The organism is Micromonospora sp. DT178 (genome assembly GCF_049841695.1).
Classification (GTDB): domain Bacteria; phylum Actinomycetota; class Actinomycetes; order Mycobacteriales; family Micromonosporaceae; genus Micromonospora.
Map to the genome: position 1 here is coordinate 198300 of NZ_JBNCKV010000003.1, position 20976 is coordinate 219275.

Below are 20976 nucleotides of genomic sequence, written 5' to 3' on the forward strand. Positions count from 1 at the left end.
GACCGGCCCGCTCATGTCGGGACCCCGGTGGAACTGCGCCGCCTCGCCATGGCCGCCTCCCCTGAACGTCGGGACCGCAGCGACCGTGCCGATGGGCACGCACCCTGCGGCTGTGGACGCCCGACCGGAGCGACTGGCCGTGGGGTAGCTTCCGTCGGCGGTGCCCACGCGGGGGCATCGCCGACGGCCGGGTGCAGTTGTCACGCCAGCGTCGGACCGGCCAGTCCGAAGCTGTCGTCAATGACCGATCGGATCGGCCAAAGTGATGCTGTTCCGTTACGCGATCTATGTTGTGCGCTTAGCCTGCGCTTGGTCGGGCAATGTGAGCCTGTATGGCGAGGCTAGGTCTCCCGGGGGGCTCCGGTCAAGAACTCATGATCAAACCCCCCGAACGGAGAGAAGTTGCCGCGTCACGCAAAGCTGATGCACGCCCGGACACGGGCGGACAAAACGGCAGCGGATCGGCCCTCCCGGCACGTCGGCCCTGCTCAGCGGGGCCTGAGCACGCGCCCGCCGAGGCGCCACCCGACGGCCGCGCGCGCGTATCCGCCGCTGCGCCACCGGCCGGCTGTGACGCAACCGTCTGCGCCGCAACCGTCTGCGCCGCAGCGCTCGCCGGAACCCACGGGTAGCCGCACGAAGGTCAGCAGCGTCTCCTGCCCCACCCACAACGCCCCGGTCAGCGGGCGCCCGCCGCCAGCGCCGCCGCCACCAGTGCGGCGTTGTCGGGCGCGGGCGAGCCGTCGGGCAGCGACAGCGTGTCCTCCAGCCCGACGCGGCTGTGCAGGCCCCGGCGTACCGCCTCGGTCAGCACCGGCCAGGTCGCCGGCCCCTCGGCGTGCAGCAGGACCGGCGGGCTTCCGGCCGCAGGGGACGGCAGCGCCGCCAGCATCGCGGCGGCGTCCGCAAGCGCCACCGCAGGATCCTCGGCCATGCACTCGATCAGGATCCGCCCGGCGGGCATCCGCCACCGCGCGTACGCCCCGACCGCGTCGACCGTCCAGAGCCCCGCCTCGACCATGACGCCCCGCTCGTGCAGGGCCGCCGCCACCGCCTCCGCGCCCGGCTCGTGAGCGTTGACCGAGGCGAAGTCGGGCAGCACGGTCCAGGCCCGGACCGCGGCCACCCGGGCGGCCGGCTGCGGCTCGATCCAGGCCCCGGTGCTCACCCCGACCGGCAGCCCCGGCCGGGCGGCCCGGATCGCGTCCAGCGCGGCGGCGACCACCGACGGGTGCAGGGACTCCCGGCCGGCGGCGTCCCGCGGATGCACGTGCACCGCGCCGACGCCGAGCGCCGCGCAGCGGGCCGCGTCGGCCGCCAGCTCGACAGGGGTGACCGGCAGCGCCGGATGCTCGTCACGCCCTCGGGCCCCGTTGAGGCACGCCTTCAGCATCGAAGTCTCCCTCCGCCCACCGCCGGGCCCGCGGCTTCGTCACCCCACGCCTCCAACACGGAGTCCCACCGAGAGGTTCGCCGCCCTGTCGCGACACGCCCTCTCCGGCCAACCCGACCGACCCGACCGGGCCGCCTCCGGTCCGGCGGCCGGGCTCAGGGGCCCGTCGCGACGTGCCCCCAGTCCGACTGCCGGGCGCGGGGCCCGTCGCGACACGTCTTGAGCAGCGGGCCCTTCCCGGCCCGGTGCTCCCGTTCACCTGAGGGGGCGGCTGTCCCGGTCCAGCTCGCCCTCGGCGTCGGCGAGCGCGTCGGCGTCGATCTGCTCGGCGAACTCGGCCGCCTCGGCGCTCTGCGCGGCGAGCGCGTCCTTCACCGCCCGGATCGCCACGCCCGGCGGATAGCCCTTGCGGGCCAGCATGGCCACCAGCCGCCGGAAGACCGCGTCCGGCTCGCCCCGGGCGGTGCGCAGCTTCCGCTCCACCAGGGCGCGGGCGGTCTCGGCCTCGGTCTCCTCGTCGAGCTCGCCGAGCGCCTCGCTCGCGACCTCGCCGTCCACCCCGCGCTGGCGCAGCTCGTTGGCGAGGGCCCGGCGGGCCAGGCCCCGGCCGGAGTGCCGGCTGGCCACCCAGGCCCGGGCGAACGCGGCGTCGTCGATGATGCCGACCTCGTCGTAGCGGTCGAGCACCTCCGCCGAGACCTCGTCGGAGACGCCCCGCTTCGCCAGCGCCCCGGCCAGCTCGGCCCGGGTGCGGGGCCGGACGGCCAGCTGGCGCAGGCAGATCTCCCGCGCCAGCTCGGCCTCGTCGCGCGGCGGGGCCGGGGGCGCCTCGGGATCGGTGTCGTCGGTACGGCCGCGCCGGGCCCGACGGGGCCGGGGCGCGCTGTCGTCGCCCGCGCGGGCGGGGCTGGCATCCCAGCCCCGCCCGGTGCGGGCGCGTCGTCCTGCCACGGGTCAGGGACCGGTCAGAAGTCGACCGGCGGCAGCTCCGGGCCACCGGCGGCGTCACCCGCGCCGACCCCGACGCCGAGCTTCTCCAGGATCTTCTTCTCGATCTCGGCGGCGACGTCCGGGTTCTCCCGGAGGAACTCGCGGGCCTTCTCCTTGCCCTGGCCCAGCTGGTCGCCGTCGTAGGTGTACCAGGCGCCGGACTTGCGGATGATCGCCTGCTCGACGCCGACGTCGATCAGCGAGCCCTCGCGGGAGATGCCCTTGCCGTACATGATGTCGAACTCGGCCTGCTTGAACGGCGCGGCGACCTTGTTCTTCACGACCTTGACCCGGGTGCGGTTGCCGACCACGTCGGTGCCGTCCTTGAGGCTCTCGATGCGGCGCACGTCGAGCCGGACCGAGGCGTAGAACTTCAGCGCCCGACCACCCGTGGTGGTCTCGGGGCTGCCGAACATCACGCCGATCTTCTCGCGGAGCTGGTTGATGAAGATCGCCGTGGTGCCGGTGTTGTTGAGCACACCGGTGATCTTCCGCAGCGCCTGGCTCATCAGCCGGGCCTGGAGACCCACGTGGCTGTCGCCCATCTCGCCCTCGATCTCGGCGCGCGGCACCAGCGCGGCCACCGAGTCGATGACGATGATGTCGATCGCGCCGGAGCGGACCAGCATGTCCGTGATCTCCAGCGCCTGCTCGCCGGTGTCCGGCTGGGAGACCAGCAGGGCGTCGGTGTCGACACCGAGGGCCTTGGCGTACTCCGGGTCGAGCGCGTGCTCGGCGTCGACGAAGGCGGCGATGCCGCCGGCCCGCTGGGCGTTGGCCACCGCGTGCAGGGCCACCGTGGTCTTACCGCTGGACTCCGGACCGTAGATCTCGACGACCCGGCCCCGGGGCAGACCGCCCACGCCGAGCGCCACGTCGAGCGCGATCGAACCCGTCGGAATCACCGAGGTCTGGACGACCGGCCGCTCTCCCAGCCGCATCACCGAACCCTTGCCGAACTGCTTGTCGATCTGAGCGAGAGCAAGGTCGAGTGCCTTCTCCCGATCGGGCCCTGCGGCCATGTTTGCCACCCCTGCCTTCGCCGGCGTCTTTCCTGAGCTTCGCGTCACGCGGACACGCTAGGCGCTGGGTCCGACAGAAAACCAGCCGACCGGCCGTGAGCTGTGGACGAGCACCCCGCTGTGGACAATAGCCGAACAGGTGTACGAGTCGGCAAGCGACACGCGGAAGCCGCGAAACGGCTGCTCAGCGTAGCCGGGCGGGCACCCGGTCGGGATAGGCGGCGCAGACCGCCCGCCACACCACGTGGGCCTGCTCACCCGACGCCAGGGCCTGCTCGATGGTCCGCCCACCGAGCTGCGAGAGGACCTGGTCGCGGGCGATGCTGCCCGCGTAGCCGGGCCCGAAGGCCTCCTCCAGCCGGGACCAGAAGTCGGTCAGCCGCACGTGATCAGTCCTCCTCGTCCGGTGCCCCCACCGGCACCGGCCGCAACGCTAGCGTCACCAGGGGCACCACCGCGACCGCCGCGAGTCCGGTGAGCACCGGGTAACCGGCCGCCTCCACGACAAACCCGCTGACCGCCCCGGCGGCGGCGCCGGCCAGGCCCATGGTCAGGTCGGAGAGCCCCTGCACGCTCGGCCGGATCCCCACCGGCACCGACTCCGACAGCAGCGTCGAGCCCGCGACCATGGTCCCCGACCAGCCCAGGCCGAGCAGGAACAACCCGACCGAGAGCCAGGCCGTGTGGTGCCCGGCCGTGCCGGCGACCGCGCACGCCGCGAGCAGCAGCCCGACGCCGCCGAGGATCACCGCCCGGCGACCGACCCGGTCGGTGAGCCAGCCCGCCACCGGGGCCAGCGCGTACATGCCGGCGATGTGCAGGCTCAGCACGAGACCGACCACGCGCAGCACGTCGGCGTCGTCGTGCCACTCGTGCAGGCGCACCGGGGTCATCACCATCACCGCGACCATGACCAGGTGGCCGACCGCCACCGCGACGATGCCGAGCCGGGCGGCCGGCCGCGCGCGTACCACCGCCCAGGCGGCCCGCATGCCCGCACCGCGCCGGGCGGTCGGCGCCGGCACGACGACGGGGGTCGCCGGGGTGCCGGTCGCCGCCAGCCGGCGCGCCGTGAGCAGCGGGTCCGGCCGCAGCAGCGCCAGGATCGCCCCGGCGGCCAGCACGAGCGCGACGGCGCTGAACGCGAACGGACCGGCCAGCGTCGGCAGCCCCCAGCCGCTGGTGGTGCGGTCGGCGAGCGAGGCGAAGTTCGGCGCGGCGACCGCGCCGAGGGTGGTGGCCCAGACGATCAACGAGAGCTGGCGGCCCCGGCGCGCCGGGGCGGCCAGGTCCACCGCCGTGTAGCGGGCCTGGAGGTTGGCCGCGCTGCCGCCGCCGAACAGGAGCATGCCGAGGAAGAGCAGCGGGACCCAGCGGGTCACCGCGGCGAGCACCACCAGAGCACCGCCGGCCGCACCGGTCAGGTACGCCACGACCAGGCCGGGCCGTCGGCCACGGACGGTCATGATCCGGGTGATCGGCACGGCGAGCAACGCCCCGCCCACGACGGCGGCGCTGCTGACCAGGCCCGCCACGGCGGTGCCGGCGATGTCGGAGGCGAGCAGCGCCCCGACGGCGACGCCGATGGTCACCCCGATCCCGCCGATGATCTGGGTGACGAAGAGCAGCCGCAGCGTACGCCGCTGGATGGCCGCGACGTCGGGCGCGGCGAGCGGCGCGGCGAGGTCGGTGGCCATGGCGGCTCCTTCGGGGTAAGGGGCGAGATGCCATCTCATCCTTGCGCACCAGCCCCGCCGCCCGGCAGCCGGTTGACGCTACAACCCGAGGCCCCGGCCGATGATCTCCTTCATGATCTCGGTGGTGCCGCCGTAGATCGTCTGCACACGCCCGTCCAGCCACGCCTTCGCCACCGGGTACTCCAGCATGTAGCCGTAGCCGCCGTGCAGCTGCACGCAGCGGTCGGCGACCCTGTTCTGCAGCTCGGTGGTCCACCACTTCGCCTTCGCCGCGTCGGTGACCGAGAGCCGGCCGGCGTTGTGCTCCGCGACGCAGTGGTTGACGAAGGTGCGGGCGATGGTCACCTCGGTGTCCAGCTCGGCCAGCAGGAAGCGGTTGTGCTGGAACGCGCCGATCGGCCGGCCGAACGCCTGCCGGGAGCGGGCGTAGTCGAGGGTGACGGCGAGCAGCCGCTCGGCGGCGGCCACCGCGGCGACCGCGATGCTGAGCCGCTCCCGGGGCAGGTTGGCCATCAGGTGGTAGAAGCCGTGGTTCTCGGTGCCGATCAGGTTCTCCGCCGGCACCCGGCAGTCGTCGAAGAACAGCTCGGCGGTGTCGTTGGCCTTGAGCCCGACCTTGGCCAGCCGCCGGCCCCGGGAGAAGCCGGGGGTGCCGCTCTCCACCGCGATCAGGCTCACCCCGTGCGCGCCCTGGTCCGGCGCGGTACGCACGACCACGACCACCAGGTCGGACATCTCCCCGTTGGTGATGAAGGTCTTCTGGCCGTTGAGCACCCAGCTGTCGCCGTCGCGGACCGCGCTCGTGCGGATCCCGGCCAGGTCGGAGCCGGCCCCCGGCTCGCTCATCGCGATCGCGGTGACCAGGTCGCCGGAGCAGAACCCGGGCAGCCAGCGCTTGCGCTGCTCGTCGGTGGTCAGCTCGGTCAGGTACGGCGCCACCACGTCGTTGTGCAGGCCGAAGCCGAGCCCCGTGCAGCCGGCGGCAACGATCTCCTCGTCCAGCACGGCGTTGAACCGGAAGTCCCGCTGACCGCCGCCGCCGTGCTCCGCGTCGACGTCCATGCCCAGCAGGCCGGCCGCCCCGGCCCGGCGCCACACCTCACGGTCGACGATGCCGTCGGCCTCCCAGCGCTCGTGGTGGGGCACCGCCTCGCGGGTCAGGAACTCGCGGCACAGCTCGCGGAACTCCTCGTGGTCGCGCTCGTAGAGATGCTGCTCCATGGCGGCAAGTGTGGCACCGCTCACCCGCCCTGCCCAGGGCCGGGCGGCCTGCCGCTGGGCCGGGGCGCGGGCTTCGGCGGGCGACGACGCGACCGGGGTGGGCCAGGCCGCTTCCTGTGGAGCTGATGTCACGAACGCATCAGGTGTCACCGGACGCCCTGATGTCGCAGACGACTCAGCTCGAAAGGGCCGGCGCGGCAACCCGGCCCGGGCCGGCGGCCTCCGCATCGCCCGAGGTCCACGCCGCCCGAAGCCTGCTGCGTGGTCAGGGCTCCGCTACCGGCCGGCGAGGGCGCGGGCGGCGACGGTGAGGTCGGCGACCAGCCCCTCGTACGCCTTGTCCTGGTCGTCCGCGCGCAGCACGGCGGACGGGTGGATGGTGGCCAGCAGCCGCGCCGGCGGGGCGTCGGCGACGGCGCCCTCGGCGTCCACGGGCACCCGCCGGAAGTCCTCCGGGTGCTGGGCCGAATCCGGCCAGGGCAGCAGCTCGCCGCGCTGACGGGTGACCCGGAACGTCGGGCCGAGCAGGGCCTTGGCGGCGGTGGCGCCGAGCACCACCACGATCTCCGGGCGCAGCCGGGCGAACTCGGCCACCAGCCAGGGCCGGCAGGCGGTGATGTGCACCCGGTCCGGGGTCTGGTGGATGCGCCGCTTGCCGCGCTGCTCGAAGCGGAAGTGCTTCACCGCGTTGGTGAGGTAGATATGGCCCGGGTCGAGTCGCGCGTCGTCGACCGCCCTGCGCAGCAGCCGGCCGGCCGGGCCGACGAACGGCAGGCCCTTCTGGTCCTCCATGTCGCCGGGCTGCTCGCCGACGAAGACCACCCGCGCGCCGGCGTCGCCGCGGCCGAAGACCGTCTGCGACGCGTCCCGGTAGAGCTCGCAGCCCCGGCAGCCGGCGGCGGCGGCGCGCAGGTCGTCGAGGGTGTCGGCCCGCGGCGGGATGAACTTCTGCGCGCCCGGCGCGGTCTCGGTCTGCTCGGCCATGGCGACTGTTCTACCCGGTGCGGGAGGAAACAGGCGCGGGGACCCGCCGCTCACGCCGTGAAGCCGGCGACCGGGGCGGGCCGGACCGCCCGGGCCACCGCCTCGGCCAGGTCCGGGATCTCCGCCTCGTCGAGCGAGCTGACGGTGATCCGCAGCGCTGGCGGGCCGGCGATCCGGTGCAGCGCGCCGGGCGCGACCGCCCAGCCGGCGTCGCGCAGCGCGGTCAGCACGCTGGTCTCGTCGTCGACCGGCAGCCAGACGTTGATGCCGCTGCGGCCGTGGGCGACCAGGCCGTGGTCGGCGAGCGCGTCGATCAGCGCCGTGCGCCGCCGCTCGTAGCTGCCGGCGGCCCGCTCCACCAGCCCGGCCACGGCGGGGTCGCGCCAGAGCGCCAGGACCAGCCGTTGCAGCACCGTGGAGACCCAGCCGGCGCCGACCCGGGCCCGACCGGCCACCCGGGCCACCGTGGTCTCGTCGCCGACCAGCACGGCCAGCCGCAGGTCGGGGCCGAACGGCTTGCTCACCGAGCGGACGAAGGCCCACGTCGGGGTCGCCCCGACGAGCGGGTGCAGCGGTACGCGGGCCAACTCGGCGGCGTGGTCGTCTTCGATCAGCAGCAGGTCGGACCGCCCGGCGAGCAGGGCGCGCAGCTCGCCGGCCCGTTCGGCGGAGACCGCCGCGCCGGTGGGGTTCTGGGCCCGGCTCGTCACGATCAGCGCCCGGGCGCCGGCGGCGAGCGCGGCGGCGACCCCGCCGACGAGCGGACCGTCGTCGTCGACCGGCACGCCGATCGGCCGCAGCCCGAGCGCGGCGACCAGGTCGAGCAGGTTGGCCCAGCCCGGGTCCTCGACCGCGACCGCGTCCCCGGGGCGCAGGTGCGCGCCGAGCAGTCGCTCGATGCCGTCCAGCGCGCCGCCGGTGACGGTCAGCTCCGCCGCCGGCACGCCGTCGGCGGCCAGCCGCTCGCGAGCCGCCTCGGCCAGCTCGGGCAGCACCCCGGCCGCCGGATAGCCGACCGGCTCGCCCGCGGCGGCGGCCAGGCCGGCGAGGTGCGCCCCGAGGGGCGGCAGCAGCCGCACGTCCGGCTCGCCCCGGGAGAGGTCGCGCAGGCCGGGGGCGGTCGGCGGGCGCAGCGCGGAGCGGCGGGAGGCCACCGGCGGTCGGGGCCGGACCCGGGTGCCGTGCCGGCCGGCGGTGACCACCAGGCCCCGCTGGCGCAGCTCCTGGTAGGCGCGGGCGGCGGTGGCCGGGCTCACCGCGAGCAGGGCGGCGAGCTCCCGCACCGGGGGCAGCGCGTCGCCCGGGGCGAGGGCGGCGGAGCGGATGCCCGATTCGATGCTGGCCGAAATCTCGGCGGCCGTCGTACCGACGACCTGATAGCGTGCTGACACAAATCAGGGATTGTACTAGAACAAAGGTCGAGCCATGTACGCACCCACCGACCGGACCACCGCCAGCCGCTCCCGGGAGCGGATGAGCTACGACGAGGCCGCCGCGCACGCCGTCCTCGACGAGGCGTACGACTGCGCGCTCGGGTTCACCGTCGACGGCGAGCCCCGGGTGCTGCCCACCCTGCACGTGCGCGTCGGCGACATCCTCTACCTGCACGGCTCCACCGGCAGCCGGCCGTTGCTCGCCGCCCGGGGCGACGGGCTGCCGGTCTGCGTCGCGGTCACCCTGCTCGACGGCCTCGTCTATGGCCGCTCGCAGTTCCACCACAGCGCCAACTACCGCTCGGTGGTCGCGCACGGCACCGCCCGCCTGGTCACCGACGAGCGGGAGAAGCTGCGGATGCTGACCGCCCTGGTGGAGAAGGCCGGCGCCGGGCGCAGCGCCGACAGCCGCCCCCCGTCGCGCCGGGAGCTGGCCGAGACGGCCGTGCTGGCCCTGCCGCTGCGGGAGGTGTCGGTGCGCGCCCGCACCGGCGGCGTACGCGACGAGGAGACCGACCTCGCCCTGCCGCACTGGGCCGGCGTGGTGCCGCTGCGGCTGACCGCCGGGCTGCCCGAACCCGACGCCGGGGTGACCGTGCCGGTGCCGGCGTACCTGCGGCCGGAGACGTCGCCGTGGCTCGACCCGGCGGTGCTGCGCGGGGAGCACGTGCTGCTGGAACCGCTCGACCTCGCGCACGCCGACGAGCTGCACGCCGCGACCGCCGACCCGGAGGTCTGGCGGCACCTCGGCAGCCCGCAGCCGGTCGACCCCGCCGGCACCGCCGAGGAGATCGCCGTCGCGCTGGCCGCGCACCGGCGGGGCGAGCGGGTGCCGTGGGCGCAGCGCTGCGCCGTCACCGGCGCGGTGGTCGGCACCACCTCCTTCTACGAGGTGGACCCGGAGCGCCGGGCGGTGGCGATCGGGTACACCTACCTGGGCCGGCCCTGGTGGCGTACCGCGATCAACACCGAGGCGAAGCTGCTGCTGCTGACCCGCGCCTTCGAGGAACTGGGCGCGGAGCGGGTGGTCTGGCACACCGACATCCGCAACGAGCGCTCGCAGCGGGCGATCGAGCGCCTCGGCGCGTCCCGCGAGGGGGTGCTGCGGCGGCACCGGATCCGTCCGGACGGCTCCTGGCGGGACACCGTGCAGTATTCGATGATCGTCGACGAGTGGCCGAAAGCACAGGTCACGCTCCGGGAAAGGCTTCGCCGGGCGGCACCCGTGGCCCCATGATGGCGGGCGTGCTGGGCATCACCGACATCTGGACGTACGTGCTGGGCACCGTGGCGATCGTTCTGCTGCCCGGTCCCAACTCCCTCTTCGTGCTCTCCACCGCCGCGCAGCGGGGCGTGGCGGCCGGCTACCGGGCGGCCGGCGGGGTCTTCGTCGGCGACGGGATGCTGATGTTCCTCTCCGCCGCCGGCGTGGCGTCGCTGGTCCAGGCGTACCCGCCGCTCTTCCTCGTGATCAAGTACGCCGGCGCCGCGTACCTCGGCTATGTGGGGTTGACGATGCTGCGCGGCGCGTGGCGACGCTGGCGGACCCGCAACGACCCGGCCGCCCCGCGGCTCATCGACGCCGCGGAGCCGGCGGCGATGCGCAGCCCGTTCCGCAAGGCGCTGGTGATCAGCCTGCTCAACCCGAAGGCGATCCTCTTCTTCGTCTCGTTCTTCATCCAGTTCGTGGACCCGGGCTACGCCTGGCCGGCGCTGTCGTTCCTGCTGCTCGGGCTCATCGCCCAGGTCACCAGCGTGCTCTACCTGACCGCGCTGATCTTCACGGGCACGTTCCTGGCGGCGCAGTTCCGTCGGCGCCACCGCCTGGCCGCCGGCGCCACCACGGGCGTCGCCGCGCTCTTCCTCGGCTTCAGCCTCAAGCTGGCCACCGCCACCGCCTGACCCCGGTCGGTCACGTGCCGTCGCCGCCGCCGGAGCCGCCGCCGATGCCGCCCCCGCCGGCGGTGCCGCCCAGCCCGAAGCCGGGGTGGATCGGCTCGTCCGGCGGGCGGCTGACGTGCGCCGACCCCGAGAGGGTCGCGGACCAGTCGGCGTGCGCGGCGGCCGCGGCGTGCCGGTTGATCGCCGTACGCAGCCAGGCGTCCACGGTCGCGATCCAGTCCCGCTTGTCGGCGCCGACGTGCCAGACCCGGAACCGGCTGATGCTCTGGTGGGTGATCCCGGCCAGGGCCAGCCGCCGGTCCAGCCAGAGGATCACCTCCAGGCCGGCCGGCTCGGCGATGAAGATCAGCTCCAGCTCGGTGATCGGCCCGGCGTAGAGCGGCGCCACCCAGTAGCCGAGCCGCTGGTGCAGCGGCAGGGTCTGCGCCACCCCCGGCAGCCGCGCGTCGACCAGGCCGGCCTGGCGCATGCTGAAGCCGAGCGTGTCGAGGGCCGCCAGGATGTGCGCCTGGGTGGGCAGCGGATGCACGAAGACCGGCACCATCGCGCCCTGGTCGAGGCGGGGCTCGACCGCCACCTCCGTACGCAGCCCCATCCGCAGGCTGAGCAGGGGCGCCCCGCCGAACACGGTCACCGGGGTCTCCCACGGCAGCGGGAACTCGAACGGGATCGACCGGCCCCGCCCGGCCCGCAGCACGAAACCGCCGGTCACCGTCGCCTGGTGGAACTGCACCAGACGACGGGGCGCCTCCGGGTCGTCCGGCTCGGCCGTGGTGACCAGGCCGAGCCGGACGTGCAGGACGGGTACGTCGGTGGAGCCGGCGACGACGGTGACCCGCCCCGGCAGCCGCAGCCCGGGACGGGTGCTCGCGTTGGACAGGGCCGTGCGCACCGACAGGCCGGTCCAGCCGGACTCGGGCGACACCCCCGTCAACCGCACGGCACTCCCCCGTCCGCCACCGGACCAGCCCGGCCACCCCCACGGTCGCGGACCTCGCGCGGGCCCCCTCCATGGTCGCGGACCCTCGCGCGTGGCCCTCTATATGGTCGCGGACCTCGCGCGTGGCCGCCCCGACTTCGGCGAACAGCGGCCACCTATCCGATTTCATCTCATGCGTCGACCGCGCGGCACCGGGTCGGTCTCGTCGTCGAACTCGCCGATGACCTCCTCCAGCAGGTCCTCCAGCGCGACGAACCCGATCGGCCGGGTCGGCCCGCCGCCGTTGCGCACCAGCGCGAGCTGGGACTGCCGGGCCCGCATCTCCGCCACCGCCTCGGTCACCGAGGCCGAGGCCGGCAGGGTGAAGGCGTTGGTCATCAGGTCGCCGGCGGTGACCGTACGGCCCGTGGTGGTGGCCCGCACCGCCTCCCGGACGTGGACCAGGCCGCAGACGTCACCGCTGGCGTCCAGCACGGCCAGCCGCGACCGGCCGCTGTCCCGGCTGACCTGCTCGATGCGGTCGGCCCCGTCGTCGCGGCGCACCGTCACCATCTGGTGGAACGGCTCCATCACCTGGGCCACCGTGGTGCCCTGCAACTCCAGCATGCTGGTCAGCATCTGGTGCTGCTCCGCGCCGAGCAGCCCGTGCTCGCGGGACTGCTCCAGCAGCATGCGCAGCTCGTCCGGGCCGTGCACCTGGGCGAGCTGGTCCTGCGGGTTGACCTTGACCAGCCGCAGCATCGCGTTGGCCAGCGCGTTCATCACCGACAGCACCGGCCGGGCGACCCGAGCGAAGGCGCGGAACGGCAGCGCCAGCAGCACCGCCGAGCGCTCCGCGTCGGTGATCGCCCAGGACTTCGGCGCCATCTCCCCGACCACCAGGTGCAGGAAGGTGACGACGCTCAGTGCGAAGATCAGCGCGACGACGTGGCTGGCGGCGTCCGGCAGCCCGACCGCGTGCAGCAGCGGGCTCAGCAGGTGCTCGATCGCCGGTTCGGCGAGCGCGCCGAGACCCAGGGTGCACAGCGTGATGCCGAGCTGCGCGCCGGCGAGCATCAGCGACAGCTCGCGTACGCCGTCCAGCGCGGCCCGGGCGGCCCGGCCGCCACCGGCGGCGGCGTGCTCCAGCCGGTAGCGCTTGCTGGCCACCAGGGCGAACTCGGCGGCCACGAAGAACCCGTTCAACGCCAGCAGGATCACCGACGTGAAGAGCGCGATGCCGGGGCTCATGCGGACACCTCCCCCGGCTCGGCCATCCGCAGCCGGACGGAGTCGGCCACGTGCCGGTCGACGGCCAGCACCTCGACCAGGGCGCGCGGCTCGTCCGCGCCGTCCTCGCCGTCGGCCGGCAGGCTGATCTCCAGCCGATCACCGACCTCGGGGACCCGCCCCAGCTCCCGCATGACCAGGCCGGAGAGCGTGTCGTACTCCGGGGCCTCGGGCAGCGCGATGCCGGTGCTGTCGGCGACCTCGTCGATGCGCCAGCGGGCCGGCACCACCCAGGAGCCGTCCTCCTGCCGGGCCGGGGCCCGCTCCGGCGGGTCGTCCTCGTCCCGGATCGGGCCGACGAGTTCCTCGGCGATGTCCTCCAGCGTGATCACGCCGGCGAAGCCGCCGTACTCGTCGACCACGCAGGCGAGCTGCCGGTGCCCGGAGCGCAGCCGGTCCAGCACCGTCGGCAGCGGCAGCGTCTCCGGCACCAGCAGCGGGGGGCCGGCGACCGCGCTGACCGGGGTGGTCGCGCGCCGCTCCGGGGGTACGCCGAGCACGTCGGCGATGCCGACCACGCCGACGAGGTCGTCGACGCCCTCGGTGCCGCGTACGGGGAAGCGGGACTTGCCGGTGTCCAGCAGCTCCACGACCCGGCTGAGCGGCTCGTGCGCGCGTACGGTGTGCACGTCGACGCGCGGCACCATGGCCTCGCCGGCGGTCAGCTCGCGGAAGTCGAGCCCCCGGTCGAGCAGCGTGGACATCTCGGCGGTCAGATGCCCCTCCTGCCGGGACTCGGCGATGATCTGCTCCAGGTCCTCCGGGGTGGCGCCGCTGGGCAGCTCCTCGATCGGCTCGATGCCGACGCGGCGGAGCAGCCGGACCGCGGCCCGGTCGAAGAGCTTGATCAGCGGACCGGCGACCTTGAGGTAGATCAGGGTGGAGCGGCTCAGGGCCTTCGCGAGGGACTCGGCCCGCGCGAGGGCGAGGTTCTTGGGGGCCAGCTCGCCGAGGACCATCTGCACCACGGTGGCGAGGACCAGGGCCAGGGCGACCGAGAGCGGCAGGCTGACGGCCGTGGAGACGCCGGCCACCCCGAGCAGCTCGGCCAGCCCGGCGCCGAGGAACGGCTCGGCGACGTAACCGACGAGCAGGGCGGTGACGGTGATGCCGAGCTGCGCGCCGGAGAGCATGAACGACAGCCGTCCGGTCACCTCCAGCGCTCGGACGGCGGCCTTGTCGCCGTCGTCGGCGAGCTGCTTGAGCCGGTTTCGGTCCACGGCGACGTAGCCGAACTCCTGGGCCACGAAGTAACCCGTGGCGACGGTGAGAACGATGATGAGGAGAAGACCAACGACGATCAACACGGGTCGCTCAGGGCTCCCGGGGACGTCGGGGTCGGGATACGCCGGGCACGACCCGGCTGGCTACTGCTGCCCTCCTGGGCAGAAGAGTCGATCATGCGGCCCATTTTATCGGGATCGGCTGGATATCCGCTGAAGGTGTGCCGAAGGCCCCCCGACGTCCGCGCCGCCGCAGCCGGTGGGGGGCGCCTCGGCCGCCGTGCCGGGAGGGCCGTCAGCGGCCGGCGAGTTCGTCGGCGTCGAGCAGGGCCGGATCGACCCGGCCGGCGCGGTACGCGGCCCGGCCGATCATCTGCGCCGCCACCGGGGCGGTGGCCAGTTGGAAGATCCCGACCACCGCCACCATGCCGAGGTCGGCCGGGGCACGCAGGCGCAGCCCCAGGCCCAGCAGCAGGAGCAGCACCCCGAGCACCTGCGGCTTGGTCGCGGCGTGCATCCGGTCAAGCGTGCCCGGAAAGCGCAGCACGCCGATCCCGGCGGCGAGGCTCAGCAGGGCGCCGGCCACCAGGCAGCCGCCGCCCAACCAGTCGGCCAGGTCGCCCCACATCAGGCCTCACCGTCCTCGCGGACGGCGAAGCGGACCAGCGACACCGAGCCCACGAAGCCGAGCATGGAAAGCGCCACCAGCACCGGCAGGGTGGTGGCGTGGCGGTTCACCGCGGCCTCCGCGCCGACCGCGCCCACCATGGTGGCGAGCAGCATGTCGGCCGCGACCACCCGGTCGATCAGCGACGGCCCCCGGTAGAGCCGGATCAGGGCCAGCAGGGCGGTCACCGAGAACAGGGTGGTGAGGGTGACGGCGAGGAACGTGGTCACGGGTCAGGGTCTCCTCTCGACGGGATCGGCGTTCACCTCGCGGACCTCGGCGGCGGAGCCGACCGCGTGGACGAGCCGGCGCTCGACGGCGAGGATCCGCCGCCGGCTGCCGCGGAGGTCCTGCGGGCCGTGGGTGTCGAACACGTGCACGTAGAGGACCCCGACGTCCCGGTCCACCTCGACGATCAGCGTGCCCGGCACCAGCGAGATCGCCTCGGCGGTGAGCGCCAGGTTCAGGTCGGTACGCACCCGCAGGCGGACCGCGATGATCGCCCCCCGGGGCCGGTTGCCGGGCTGCACCGCGACCCGGGCGACGTGCACGCTGGCGCTGACCAGCTCGCCGACGAAGCGCACCGCGAAGACGAACAGCGGCCCGGGGCGCAGCCGGCCGCCGAAGCTCACGGGCGGCAGCGGGAAGAACAGCAGCACGGCACCGGCCACCAGCGCCCCGCCCGCGAGGTTGCCCCACGAGAAGTCCCCCCAGAGCAGGCTCCAGACCAGCACCAGCCAGCCGAAGGCGATCAGCTGGTCGCGCCGCCGCCCCCGCCCGCGTGGCGGCGCCCCGGAGGCCCGGGTCACGGGGCACCGACCGGCAGCACGGAACGGATGTACGGGGTGCGCTCGCGCAGGTCGGCCGCCGCGTCGGCGGTGACGTCGAACAGCGGCCCGGCGACGACGGTCAGCGCCAGCCCCAGCCCGACCAGCGCGATCGTCGCGCCGACCATCAGCGCGGGCAGGCGGACGACCGGCTCGGTGGTGGCCAGCCGGGGGGCGCGCCAGAAGGCGATGTTCCACACCCGCGAGGCCACGTAGAGGGTGAGCAGGCTCGTGACCGTCCCCGCCGCGACCAGCACGCCGGGCAGCGGCTCGCCCGCCGCGACGCCGGCCTGGAGCAGGCCGAGCTTGCCGAGGAACCCGGAGAAGGGCGGCACTCCGGCGAGGTTCATGGCGGGAACGAAGAAGAGGACGCCGAGCAGCGGGGCCGCCCGGGCCAGCCCGCCGATGCGGCGCAGGTCGGTGCTGCCGGCCCGCTCCTCGACCAGCCCGGCGACCAGGAACAGCGTGGTCTGGATGGTGATGTGGTGCACCACGTAGAAGATCGCGCCGGAGAGCCCGGCCACGGTGCTCAGCCCCACTCCGAAGATCATGTAGCCGATGTGGCTGACCAGGGTGAACGAGAAGAGCCGCTTCATGTCGGACTGGGCCACCGCGCCGAGGATGCCGACCACCATGGTCAGCCCGGCGACCACCATCAGCAGCCCGGAGAGGTGGCCGCCGGGGAAGAGCAGCGTCTCGGTGCGGATGATCGCGTACACGCCGACCTTGGTGAGCAGGCCGGCGAAGACGGCCGTGACGGGGGCCGGCGCCGTCGGGTAGCTGTCCGGCAACCAGGCCGAGAGCGGGAAGACCGCCGCCTTGACCCCGAAGGCGAGCAGCAGCATCAGCTGGAGGGTCAGCCGTACGCCGTCGGGCAGCGCGTCCAGCCGGTGCGCCAGCTGGGCCATGTTCAGGGTGCCGGTGGCCGCGTACACCAGGCCCACCGAGGCGAGGAAGATCATCGAGGAGAGGATGCTGACCACCACGTACGTCGAGCCGGTGCGGATCCGGGTCTCGGTGCCACCGAGGGTGATCAGCACGAAGCTCGCGGCCAGCAGGATCTCGAAGCCGACGAAGAGGTTGAACAGGTCGCCGGCGAGGAACGCGTTGGTCACGCCGGCGGTCAGCACCAGGTAGGTGGGGTGGTAGATGGTCACCGGGACGGTCTCGCCGAAGTCCCCCTGCCCCTGGCCGACGGAGTAGAGCAGCACGCACAGGGTCACCGCCGAGGAGACCACCAGCATCAGCGCGGCGAGCTGGTCCGCGACCAGCACGATGCCCACCGGCGCCGGCCACCCGCCGACCTGGACCACCACCGGCCCGTGCCGGTACGCCTGCACCAGCAGCACCGCCGCCACCGCCAGCGTGGCGGTCAGACACGCCACGCTGACGGCCCGTTGCAGCCCGGGCCACCGGGCCAGCAGCAGGGTAAGCGCCGCGCCCAGCAGCGGCACCACCACGGGCAGCGGCACGAGCCAGCTCATCGGGCGCCCCACCCCGCGTACTCGGTCATCCGGGGCCGTCCCCGCGCCGCAGCCGGCCTGGCGGCTCCGGGTCGACCTGCTCGGGGTCGGCGTCCGGGCCCTCGCCCCCGAGGTCGGCGGCGGCCAGCTCCCTGCGCTCGGCCGCCTGCCTGACCTGCCGGTCCTCGATGTCGTCGGGGACCTCGTCGTCGCCCGTGAGGTACCAGCTGCGGTAGCTCACCGCCAGCAGGAACGCGGTCAGCCCGAAGGTGATCACGATGGCGGTGAGGATCATGGCCTGCGGCAGCGCGTCGCTCAACGTGCCGGCCGGCGCCGTGCCGACCACCGGCGCGGCCCCCGCGCGACCGCCCAGCAGGATGAGCGCGTTGACCCCGTTGCCGAGCAGGATGACGCCGAGCAGGATCCGGGTCAGGCTGCGTTCCAGCAGCAGGGTGACCCCGCAGCCGACCAGCACCCCGGCGGCGACGACCAGCACCAGGCTCGGTTCCGCGACGCCCGTCCTCACGTCCGCTCCCCCTGCCGGTCGACCCGCAGCCCGCCCCCGGACTCGCCGGCCGCCTCGATGTGCCGGTCCACCTCGGCGCCGAGGCTGCGCAGGATGTCCAGCACCAGCCCGACCACGACCAGGTAGACGCCGACGTCGAAGAAGAGGGACGTGACCAGGTAGAAGTCCCCGATCAGCGGCAGCCACAGGTTGATCCGGGCGCTCTCGAGCACCGAACCGCCCGCGAACAGGGCGACGGCGCCGGTGCCGATCGAGACGAAGAGACCGGCGCCGAGCACCGTGCCCGCGCCGACCGGGGCCGCCTCGGCCAGCTCGTAGCGGCCGCCCGCCAGGTACCGCACGGTCAGCGCCAGGCTCGCGACCAGGCCGCCGGCGAAGCCGCCGCCCGGCGCGTTGTGGCCGGCGAAGAGCAGGAACAGGGAGAAGACCACCACCGTGTGGAAGACCAGCCGGGTCACCACCTCCAGCACGATCGAGCGCTGCCGCTCGTGCAGGGTCGCCCCGCCGCGCAGCCAGACCCGGTGCCCCGGCCGCTGCACCCGGCTCGGCGGCTCCGGGCGGCGGGGGCGGGGCCCGGTCCGGGAGCGCTGGAAGACCAGGCTGGCGACGCCGGTCGCGGCCACCACCAGCACCGACAGCTCGCCCATCGTGTCCCAGGCGCGGATGTCGACCAGGGTCACGTTGACCACGTTGCGGCCGTACCCCTGGGTGACGGCGAGGTCGGGGAACGCGTCGGAGATGGTGGGCGCCCGCCTGGCCGAGGCGGCGGTCAGGGCCAGCCCGCCGACCACCACGCCGACGGCCAGCCCGATCGTGCGACGCGCCCACTTCAGGCGTCGCGGGCGGGCCGAGAACCGCTCCGGCAGCCGGCGCAGCACCAGCACGAACACCGCGATGGTGGCGGTCTCGACGAGGAACTGGGTCAGCGCCAGGTCCGGGGCGCCGTAGACCACGAAGAGCATCGCCGTGCCGTAGCCCGTCATGCCCACCAGCAGCATCGCCGTCAGCCGCCGGCGGGCGCCCACCGCCAGCACCGCCGCGACGGTCACCACCGCCACCACCACGACCTGCAACGGGCTGTCCCAGAGGGCGATCCGGTCCCGCCACGGACGGGTGGCCAGCATCGCCCCGCCGGGCACCAGGACGAGCACGATCAGGATGACGGCGAGGTACTGCGGCAGCGAGCCCCGCTGGGTGGCGCCGGTGACCCTGATGGCCAGTCGGTCGAAGCGGCGGATGAACCACTCGTACCCCTGGTTGCCGCTGACCGGGACGTGCAGCCGGGCCAGCGCCGGGGCGAGCGGGCCGCGCAGCGCGAACAGCACCGCGCCGCCGGCCACGGCCAGCGCGGAGAGGCCGAGCGCGGGGCTGAGGCCGTGCCAGAGCGCCAGGTCCTTGCCGACGACGCCGAACGACTCGGCGTACGGGCGGAGCAGGCCGTCGAGGATCCCGGCGGCCGGGCCGGCGGCCAGCCCGACGGCGGCCAGCAGGGCCGGCGGGGCGAGCATCGACGCGGGGACCCGCCCGAGCACGGCCGGCTCCACGCCCGGCCGGGTGGCGAACGCGCCCCAGACGAAGCGGGCGCTGTAGGCGACGGTGAGCGCGGTGCCGACCACCAGCACCGCGACGACGGCGGGCCGGTCGGTGAAGGCGGCCAGCACGGCCTCCTTGGCGACGAAGCCGACCAGCGGCGGCAGCCCGGCCATCGACGCGGCGGCGAGCACCGTCACGGTGACGAGCAGCGGCGCGCGGCGCCCCAGCCCGGACAGCTCGCGCAGGTCGCGGGTGCCGACGCCGTGGTCGATGATGCCGACGACGAGGAAGAGCGGCGCCTTGAACAGGGCGTGGGCCAGCAGCATCGCCACCCCGGCCAGCGCGGTGTCCGGGGTGCCCGCCCCGACGGCCACCGCGAGCAGGCCGAGCTGGCTGACCGTGCCGTACGCCAACAGCAGCTTCAGGTCGGTCTGCCGCAGCGCCGCCCAGCCGCCGGTCAGCATGGTGGCCAGGCCGGCGACCACGACCACCGGCCGCCACGGCCCGACGCCCGCCAGCACCGGGGCGAGCAGCCCGATCAGGTAGACGCCCGCCTTCACCATCGCGGCGGCGTGCAGGTACGCGCTCACCGGCGTGGGCGCCGCCATCGCCACCGGCAGCCACGAGCTGAACGGCAGCACCGCCGACTTGGACAGTGCCCCGGCGAGGATCAGCACGACCGCCGCGACGAGGTACGCCCCGCCCGGCAGCGGGGCGGCGGCGATCTCCGACCAGCGGTAGGTGCCGGCGTGCTCGCCGAGCATGATGAACCCCACCAGCATCGCCAGCCCGCCGAGCGTGGTCACGGTCAGCGCCTGCGCCGCCGCCCAGCGGCTGGAGCGCCGCTCGGTGCTGTGCCCGATCAGCAGGTACGAGAAGATCGTGGTGAGTTCCCAGCAGACGTAGAGCAGCAGCAGGTCGTCGGCGAGGACCAGGCCGAGCATCGCCCCCGCGAAGGCCACCAGCACGGCCGCGAACCGGGCCACGCCGGCGGACTCCCGGCCGAAGTAGTGGGCGCTGTAGACCAGGACCAGCGCGCCGACGCCACCGACGAGCAGGGTCATCAGCCAGGACAGGGTGGTCAGCCGCAGCGCCAGGTCGACGCCGAGTTGACCGATCCACGGGTACGTCTCGACCACCGCGCCGCCGTCGTGGACGGCGGGCGTGCGGGCCAGCGCCCAGCCGAACGCCGCCGCCGGCGCCAGCGCCAGCGGGTAGCAGGCGCGGGGACCCCACCACCGGACGAGCAGCGGCGCGACGAGGGCCGCCACGAAGTGGAGGATCAGCAGTACGAGCACCCGCGCTCCCGGTCGAGGTGGCTGCGGCGCGCGCCGGAGGCGGAACGGCACCTAGGTGCGATCACACGCCAGTTCGTCGCCCGGCGGGCGGTTTTGCGCGAATTCGTCGCGTTGCCGCCCGCGGCCGGTCAGCCGACGGCGACGTCGGCGGTGGGGGCGACGGGCGCCCGGACGGGGCGCTCGCCACGGGGCTCCACCAGCAGTTCGGGACGGCCGAGCTGGACCACGACCTTGTTGACCACCCGCTGGGCGGCGGCGAGGGAGCGCACCGGCAGCAACCGGCCCCGGCTCTCCCGGCGCAGCACGAAATAGTGCACGGCGGCGCGGACCTGCCCCCGGTCGGCCGCGCTGGCCTGGGCGGTGGAGACGACCAGCTCCCGCAGCGCGGCGGCGAGCCGCTCGGCCAGCTCCAGTTCCGGGCCGGACAGCCCGGTGCGGACGGCGGCGAGGTGACTGTCGACCTTGCGGATGAGCACGTCGGTGCCGGGCTCGAAGCTCCGCTGCTCGACGGTCAATCCGATCTCCTCCACCCCGGGCCGACGCTCCGGGTGAAGTTACTTTATGTTGTGGGGCACAAGCAAGCAGTTA

20 protein-coding genes are annotated in these 20976 nt (G+C 74.5%); 2 read left to right on the plus strand and 18 right to left on the minus strand.

Translation table 11 applies throughout. The annotated features are described in order from the left end of the window. Window positions 1-679 precede the first annotated feature (679 nt). From ACLQ22_RS07515 to ACLQ22_RS07550, 8 genes are all read right to left on the minus strand, one after another. Window positions 680-1393, minus strand: coding sequence for a 3-keto-5-aminohexanoate cleavage protein (locus ACLQ22_RS07515; RefSeq protein WP_425691610.1), 714 nt, complete (start codon window positions 1391-1393; stop codon window positions 680-682). Window positions 1394-1648: 255 nt separating this feature from the next. Next, window positions 1649-2344: a regulatory protein RecX gene (locus ACLQ22_RS07520; protein ID WP_425691611.1), complete on the minus strand. Its 696-nt coding sequence runs from the start codon at window positions 2342-2344 to the stop codon at window positions 1649-1651. 14 nt (window positions 2345-2358) lie between these two features. Continuing rightward, complete coding sequence (gene recA / locus ACLQ22_RS07525; RefSeq protein ID WP_089001435.1) at window positions 2359-3405, minus strand: recombinase RecA; 1047 nt, start codon at window positions 3403-3405, stop codon at window positions 2359-2361. A gap of 184 nt (window positions 3406-3589) precedes the next feature. Further along, complete coding sequence (locus ACLQ22_RS07530; protein ID WP_357087184.1) at window positions 3590-3790, minus strand: DUF3046 domain-containing protein; 201 nt, start codon at window positions 3788-3790, stop codon at window positions 3590-3592. A gap of 4 nt (window positions 3791-3794) precedes the next feature. After that, complete coding sequence (locus ACLQ22_RS07535; RefSeq protein ID WP_425691612.1) at window positions 3795-5102, minus strand: MFS transporter; 1308 nt, start codon at window positions 5100-5102, stop codon at window positions 3795-3797. 78 nt (window positions 5103-5180) lie between these two features. Continuing rightward, a complete protein-coding gene (locus ACLQ22_RS07540) occupies window positions 5181-6323 on the minus strand; it encodes an acyl-CoA dehydrogenase family protein (RefSeq protein ID WP_425691613.1) in 1143 nt (380 codons plus the stop codon). A gap of 276 nt (window positions 6324-6599) precedes the next feature. Beyond that, complete coding sequence (locus ACLQ22_RS07545) at window positions 6600-7340, minus strand: UdgX family uracil-DNA binding protein (protein WP_425691790.1); 741 nt, start codon at window positions 7338-7340, stop codon at window positions 6600-6602. Between the two features lie 17 nt (window positions 7341-7357). Further along, the gene (locus tag ACLQ22_RS07550; RefSeq protein WP_425691614.1) at window positions 7358-8698 is read right to left on the minus strand and encodes an aminotransferase class I/II-fold pyridoxal phosphate-dependent enzyme; all 1341 of its coding nucleotides are present in this window, start codon (window positions 8696-8698) and stop codon (window positions 7358-7360) included. A 34-nt stretch (window positions 8699-8732) separates the two neighbouring features. On the opposite strand from ACLQ22_RS07550, the gene ACLQ22_RS07555 reads away from it, so the two are divergent. Together ACLQ22_RS07555 and leuE are read left to right on the plus strand one after the other, a co-directional pair. Continuing rightward, entirely contained in the window at window positions 8733-9977 is a 1245-nt protein-coding gene (locus tag ACLQ22_RS07555; protein WP_425691615.1) for a bifunctional pyridoxamine 5'-phosphate oxidase family protein/GNAT family N-acetyltransferase, read from the plus strand. Further along, a complete protein-coding gene (leuE, locus tag ACLQ22_RS07560) occupies window positions 9974-10642 on the plus strand; it encodes a leucine efflux protein LeuE (protein ID WP_425691616.1) in 669 nt (222 codons plus the stop codon). The genes ACLQ22_RS07555 and leuE overlap by 4 nt, the downstream gene beginning before the upstream one ends. Before the next feature lie 10 nt (window positions 10643-10652). Here the strand turns inward: leuE and ACLQ22_RS07565 are convergent, their stop codons facing one another. From ACLQ22_RS07565 to ACLQ22_RS07610, 10 genes are all read right to left on the minus strand, one after another. Beyond that, window positions 10653-11582, minus strand: a complete 930-nt coding sequence (locus ACLQ22_RS07565; protein ID WP_425691617.1) for a sporulation protein — start codon at window positions 11580-11582, stop codon at window positions 10653-10655. Window positions 11583-11747: 165 nt separating this feature from the next. Continuing rightward, entirely contained in the window at window positions 11748-12812 is a 1065-nt protein-coding gene (locus tag ACLQ22_RS07570; RefSeq protein ID WP_425691618.1) for a hemolysin family protein, read from the minus strand. Further along, entirely contained in the window at window positions 12809-14158 is a 1350-nt protein-coding gene (locus tag ACLQ22_RS07575; protein WP_425691619.1) for a hemolysin family protein, read from the minus strand. The genes ACLQ22_RS07570 and ACLQ22_RS07575 overlap by 4 nt, the downstream gene beginning before the upstream one ends. 211 nt (window positions 14159-14369) lie before the next feature. Further along, window positions 14370-14702, minus strand: a complete 333-nt coding sequence (gene mnhG, locus ACLQ22_RS07580; protein ID WP_425691620.1) for a monovalent cation/H(+) antiporter subunit G — start codon at window positions 14700-14702, stop codon at window positions 14370-14372. Next, window positions 14702-14971, minus strand: a complete 270-nt coding sequence (locus tag ACLQ22_RS07585) for a monovalent cation/H+ antiporter complex subunit F (RefSeq protein ID WP_091620573.1) — start codon at window positions 14969-14971, stop codon at window positions 14702-14704. The genes mnhG and ACLQ22_RS07585 overlap by 1 nt, the downstream gene beginning before the upstream one ends. A gap of 3 nt (window positions 14972-14974) precedes the next feature. Continuing rightward, a complete protein-coding gene (locus ACLQ22_RS07590; protein ID WP_425691621.1) occupies window positions 14975-15550 on the minus strand; it encodes a Na+/H+ antiporter subunit E in 576 nt (191 codons plus the stop codon). Further along, window positions 15547-17052, minus strand: a complete 1506-nt coding sequence (locus ACLQ22_RS07595; protein ID WP_425691622.1) for a Na+/H+ antiporter subunit D — start codon at window positions 17050-17052, stop codon at window positions 15547-15549. Before ACLQ22_RS07595 ends, ACLQ22_RS07590 begins: the two co-directional genes overlap by 4 nt. A gap of 25 nt (window positions 17053-17077) precedes the next feature. Next, a complete protein-coding gene (locus ACLQ22_RS07600) occupies window positions 17078-17557 on the minus strand; it encodes a Na(+)/H(+) antiporter subunit C (RefSeq protein ID WP_425691623.1) in 480 nt (159 codons plus the stop codon). After that, window positions 17554-20388 (minus strand): Na+/H+ antiporter subunit A, encoded by a 2835-nt coding sequence (locus ACLQ22_RS07605; RefSeq protein ID WP_425691624.1) that lies wholly within the window; start codon window positions 20386-20388, stop codon window positions 17554-17556. Before ACLQ22_RS07605 ends, ACLQ22_RS07600 begins: the two co-directional genes overlap by 4 nt. A gap of 128 nt (window positions 20389-20516) precedes the next feature. Continuing rightward, window positions 20517-20903 (minus strand): hypothetical protein, encoded by a 387-nt coding sequence (locus ACLQ22_RS07610; protein WP_425691625.1) that lies wholly within the window; start codon window positions 20901-20903, stop codon window positions 20517-20519. Between the last annotated feature and the right edge of the window lie 73 nt (window positions 20904-20976).

What these genes read in the sequence shown, in the direction of transcription:
- ACLQ22_RS07535 (WP_425691612.1), bottom strand. Translation starts at nt 5,102, where the DNA reads ATGGCCACCGACCTCGCCGCGCCGCTCGCCGCGCCCGACGTCGCGGCC.
- recA (WP_089001435.1), bottom strand. Translation starts at nt 3,405, where the DNA reads ATGGCCGCAGGGCCCGATCGGGAGAAGGCACTCGACCTTGCTCTCGCT.
- ACLQ22_RS07540 (WP_425691613.1), bottom strand. Translation starts at nt 6,323, where the DNA reads ATGGAGCAGCATCTCTACGAGCGCGACCACGAGGAGTTCCGCGAGCTG.
- mnhG (WP_425691620.1), bottom strand. Translation starts at nt 14,702, where the DNA reads ATGTGGGGCGACCTGGCCGACTGGTTGGGCGGCGGCTGCCTGGTGGCC.
- ACLQ22_RS07555 (WP_425691615.1), top strand. Translation starts at nt 8,733, where the DNA reads ATGTACGCACCCACCGACCGGACCACCGCCAGCCGCTCCCGGGAGCGG.
- ACLQ22_RS07570 (WP_425691618.1), bottom strand. Translation starts at nt 12,812, where the DNA reads ATGAGCCCCGGCATCGCGCTCTTCACGTCGGTGATCCTGCTGGCGTTG.
- leuE (WP_425691616.1), top strand. Translation starts at nt 9,974, where the DNA reads ATGATGGCGGGCGTGCTGGGCATCACCGACATCTGGACGTACGTGCTG.
- ACLQ22_RS07595 (WP_425691622.1), bottom strand. Translation starts at nt 17,052, where the DNA reads ATGAGCTGGCTCGTGCCGCTGCCCGTGGTGGTGCCGCTGCTGGGCGCG.
- ACLQ22_RS07515 (WP_425691610.1), bottom strand. Translation starts at nt 1,393, where the DNA reads ATGCTGAAGGCGTGCCTCAACGGGGCCCGAGGGCGTGACGAGCATCCG.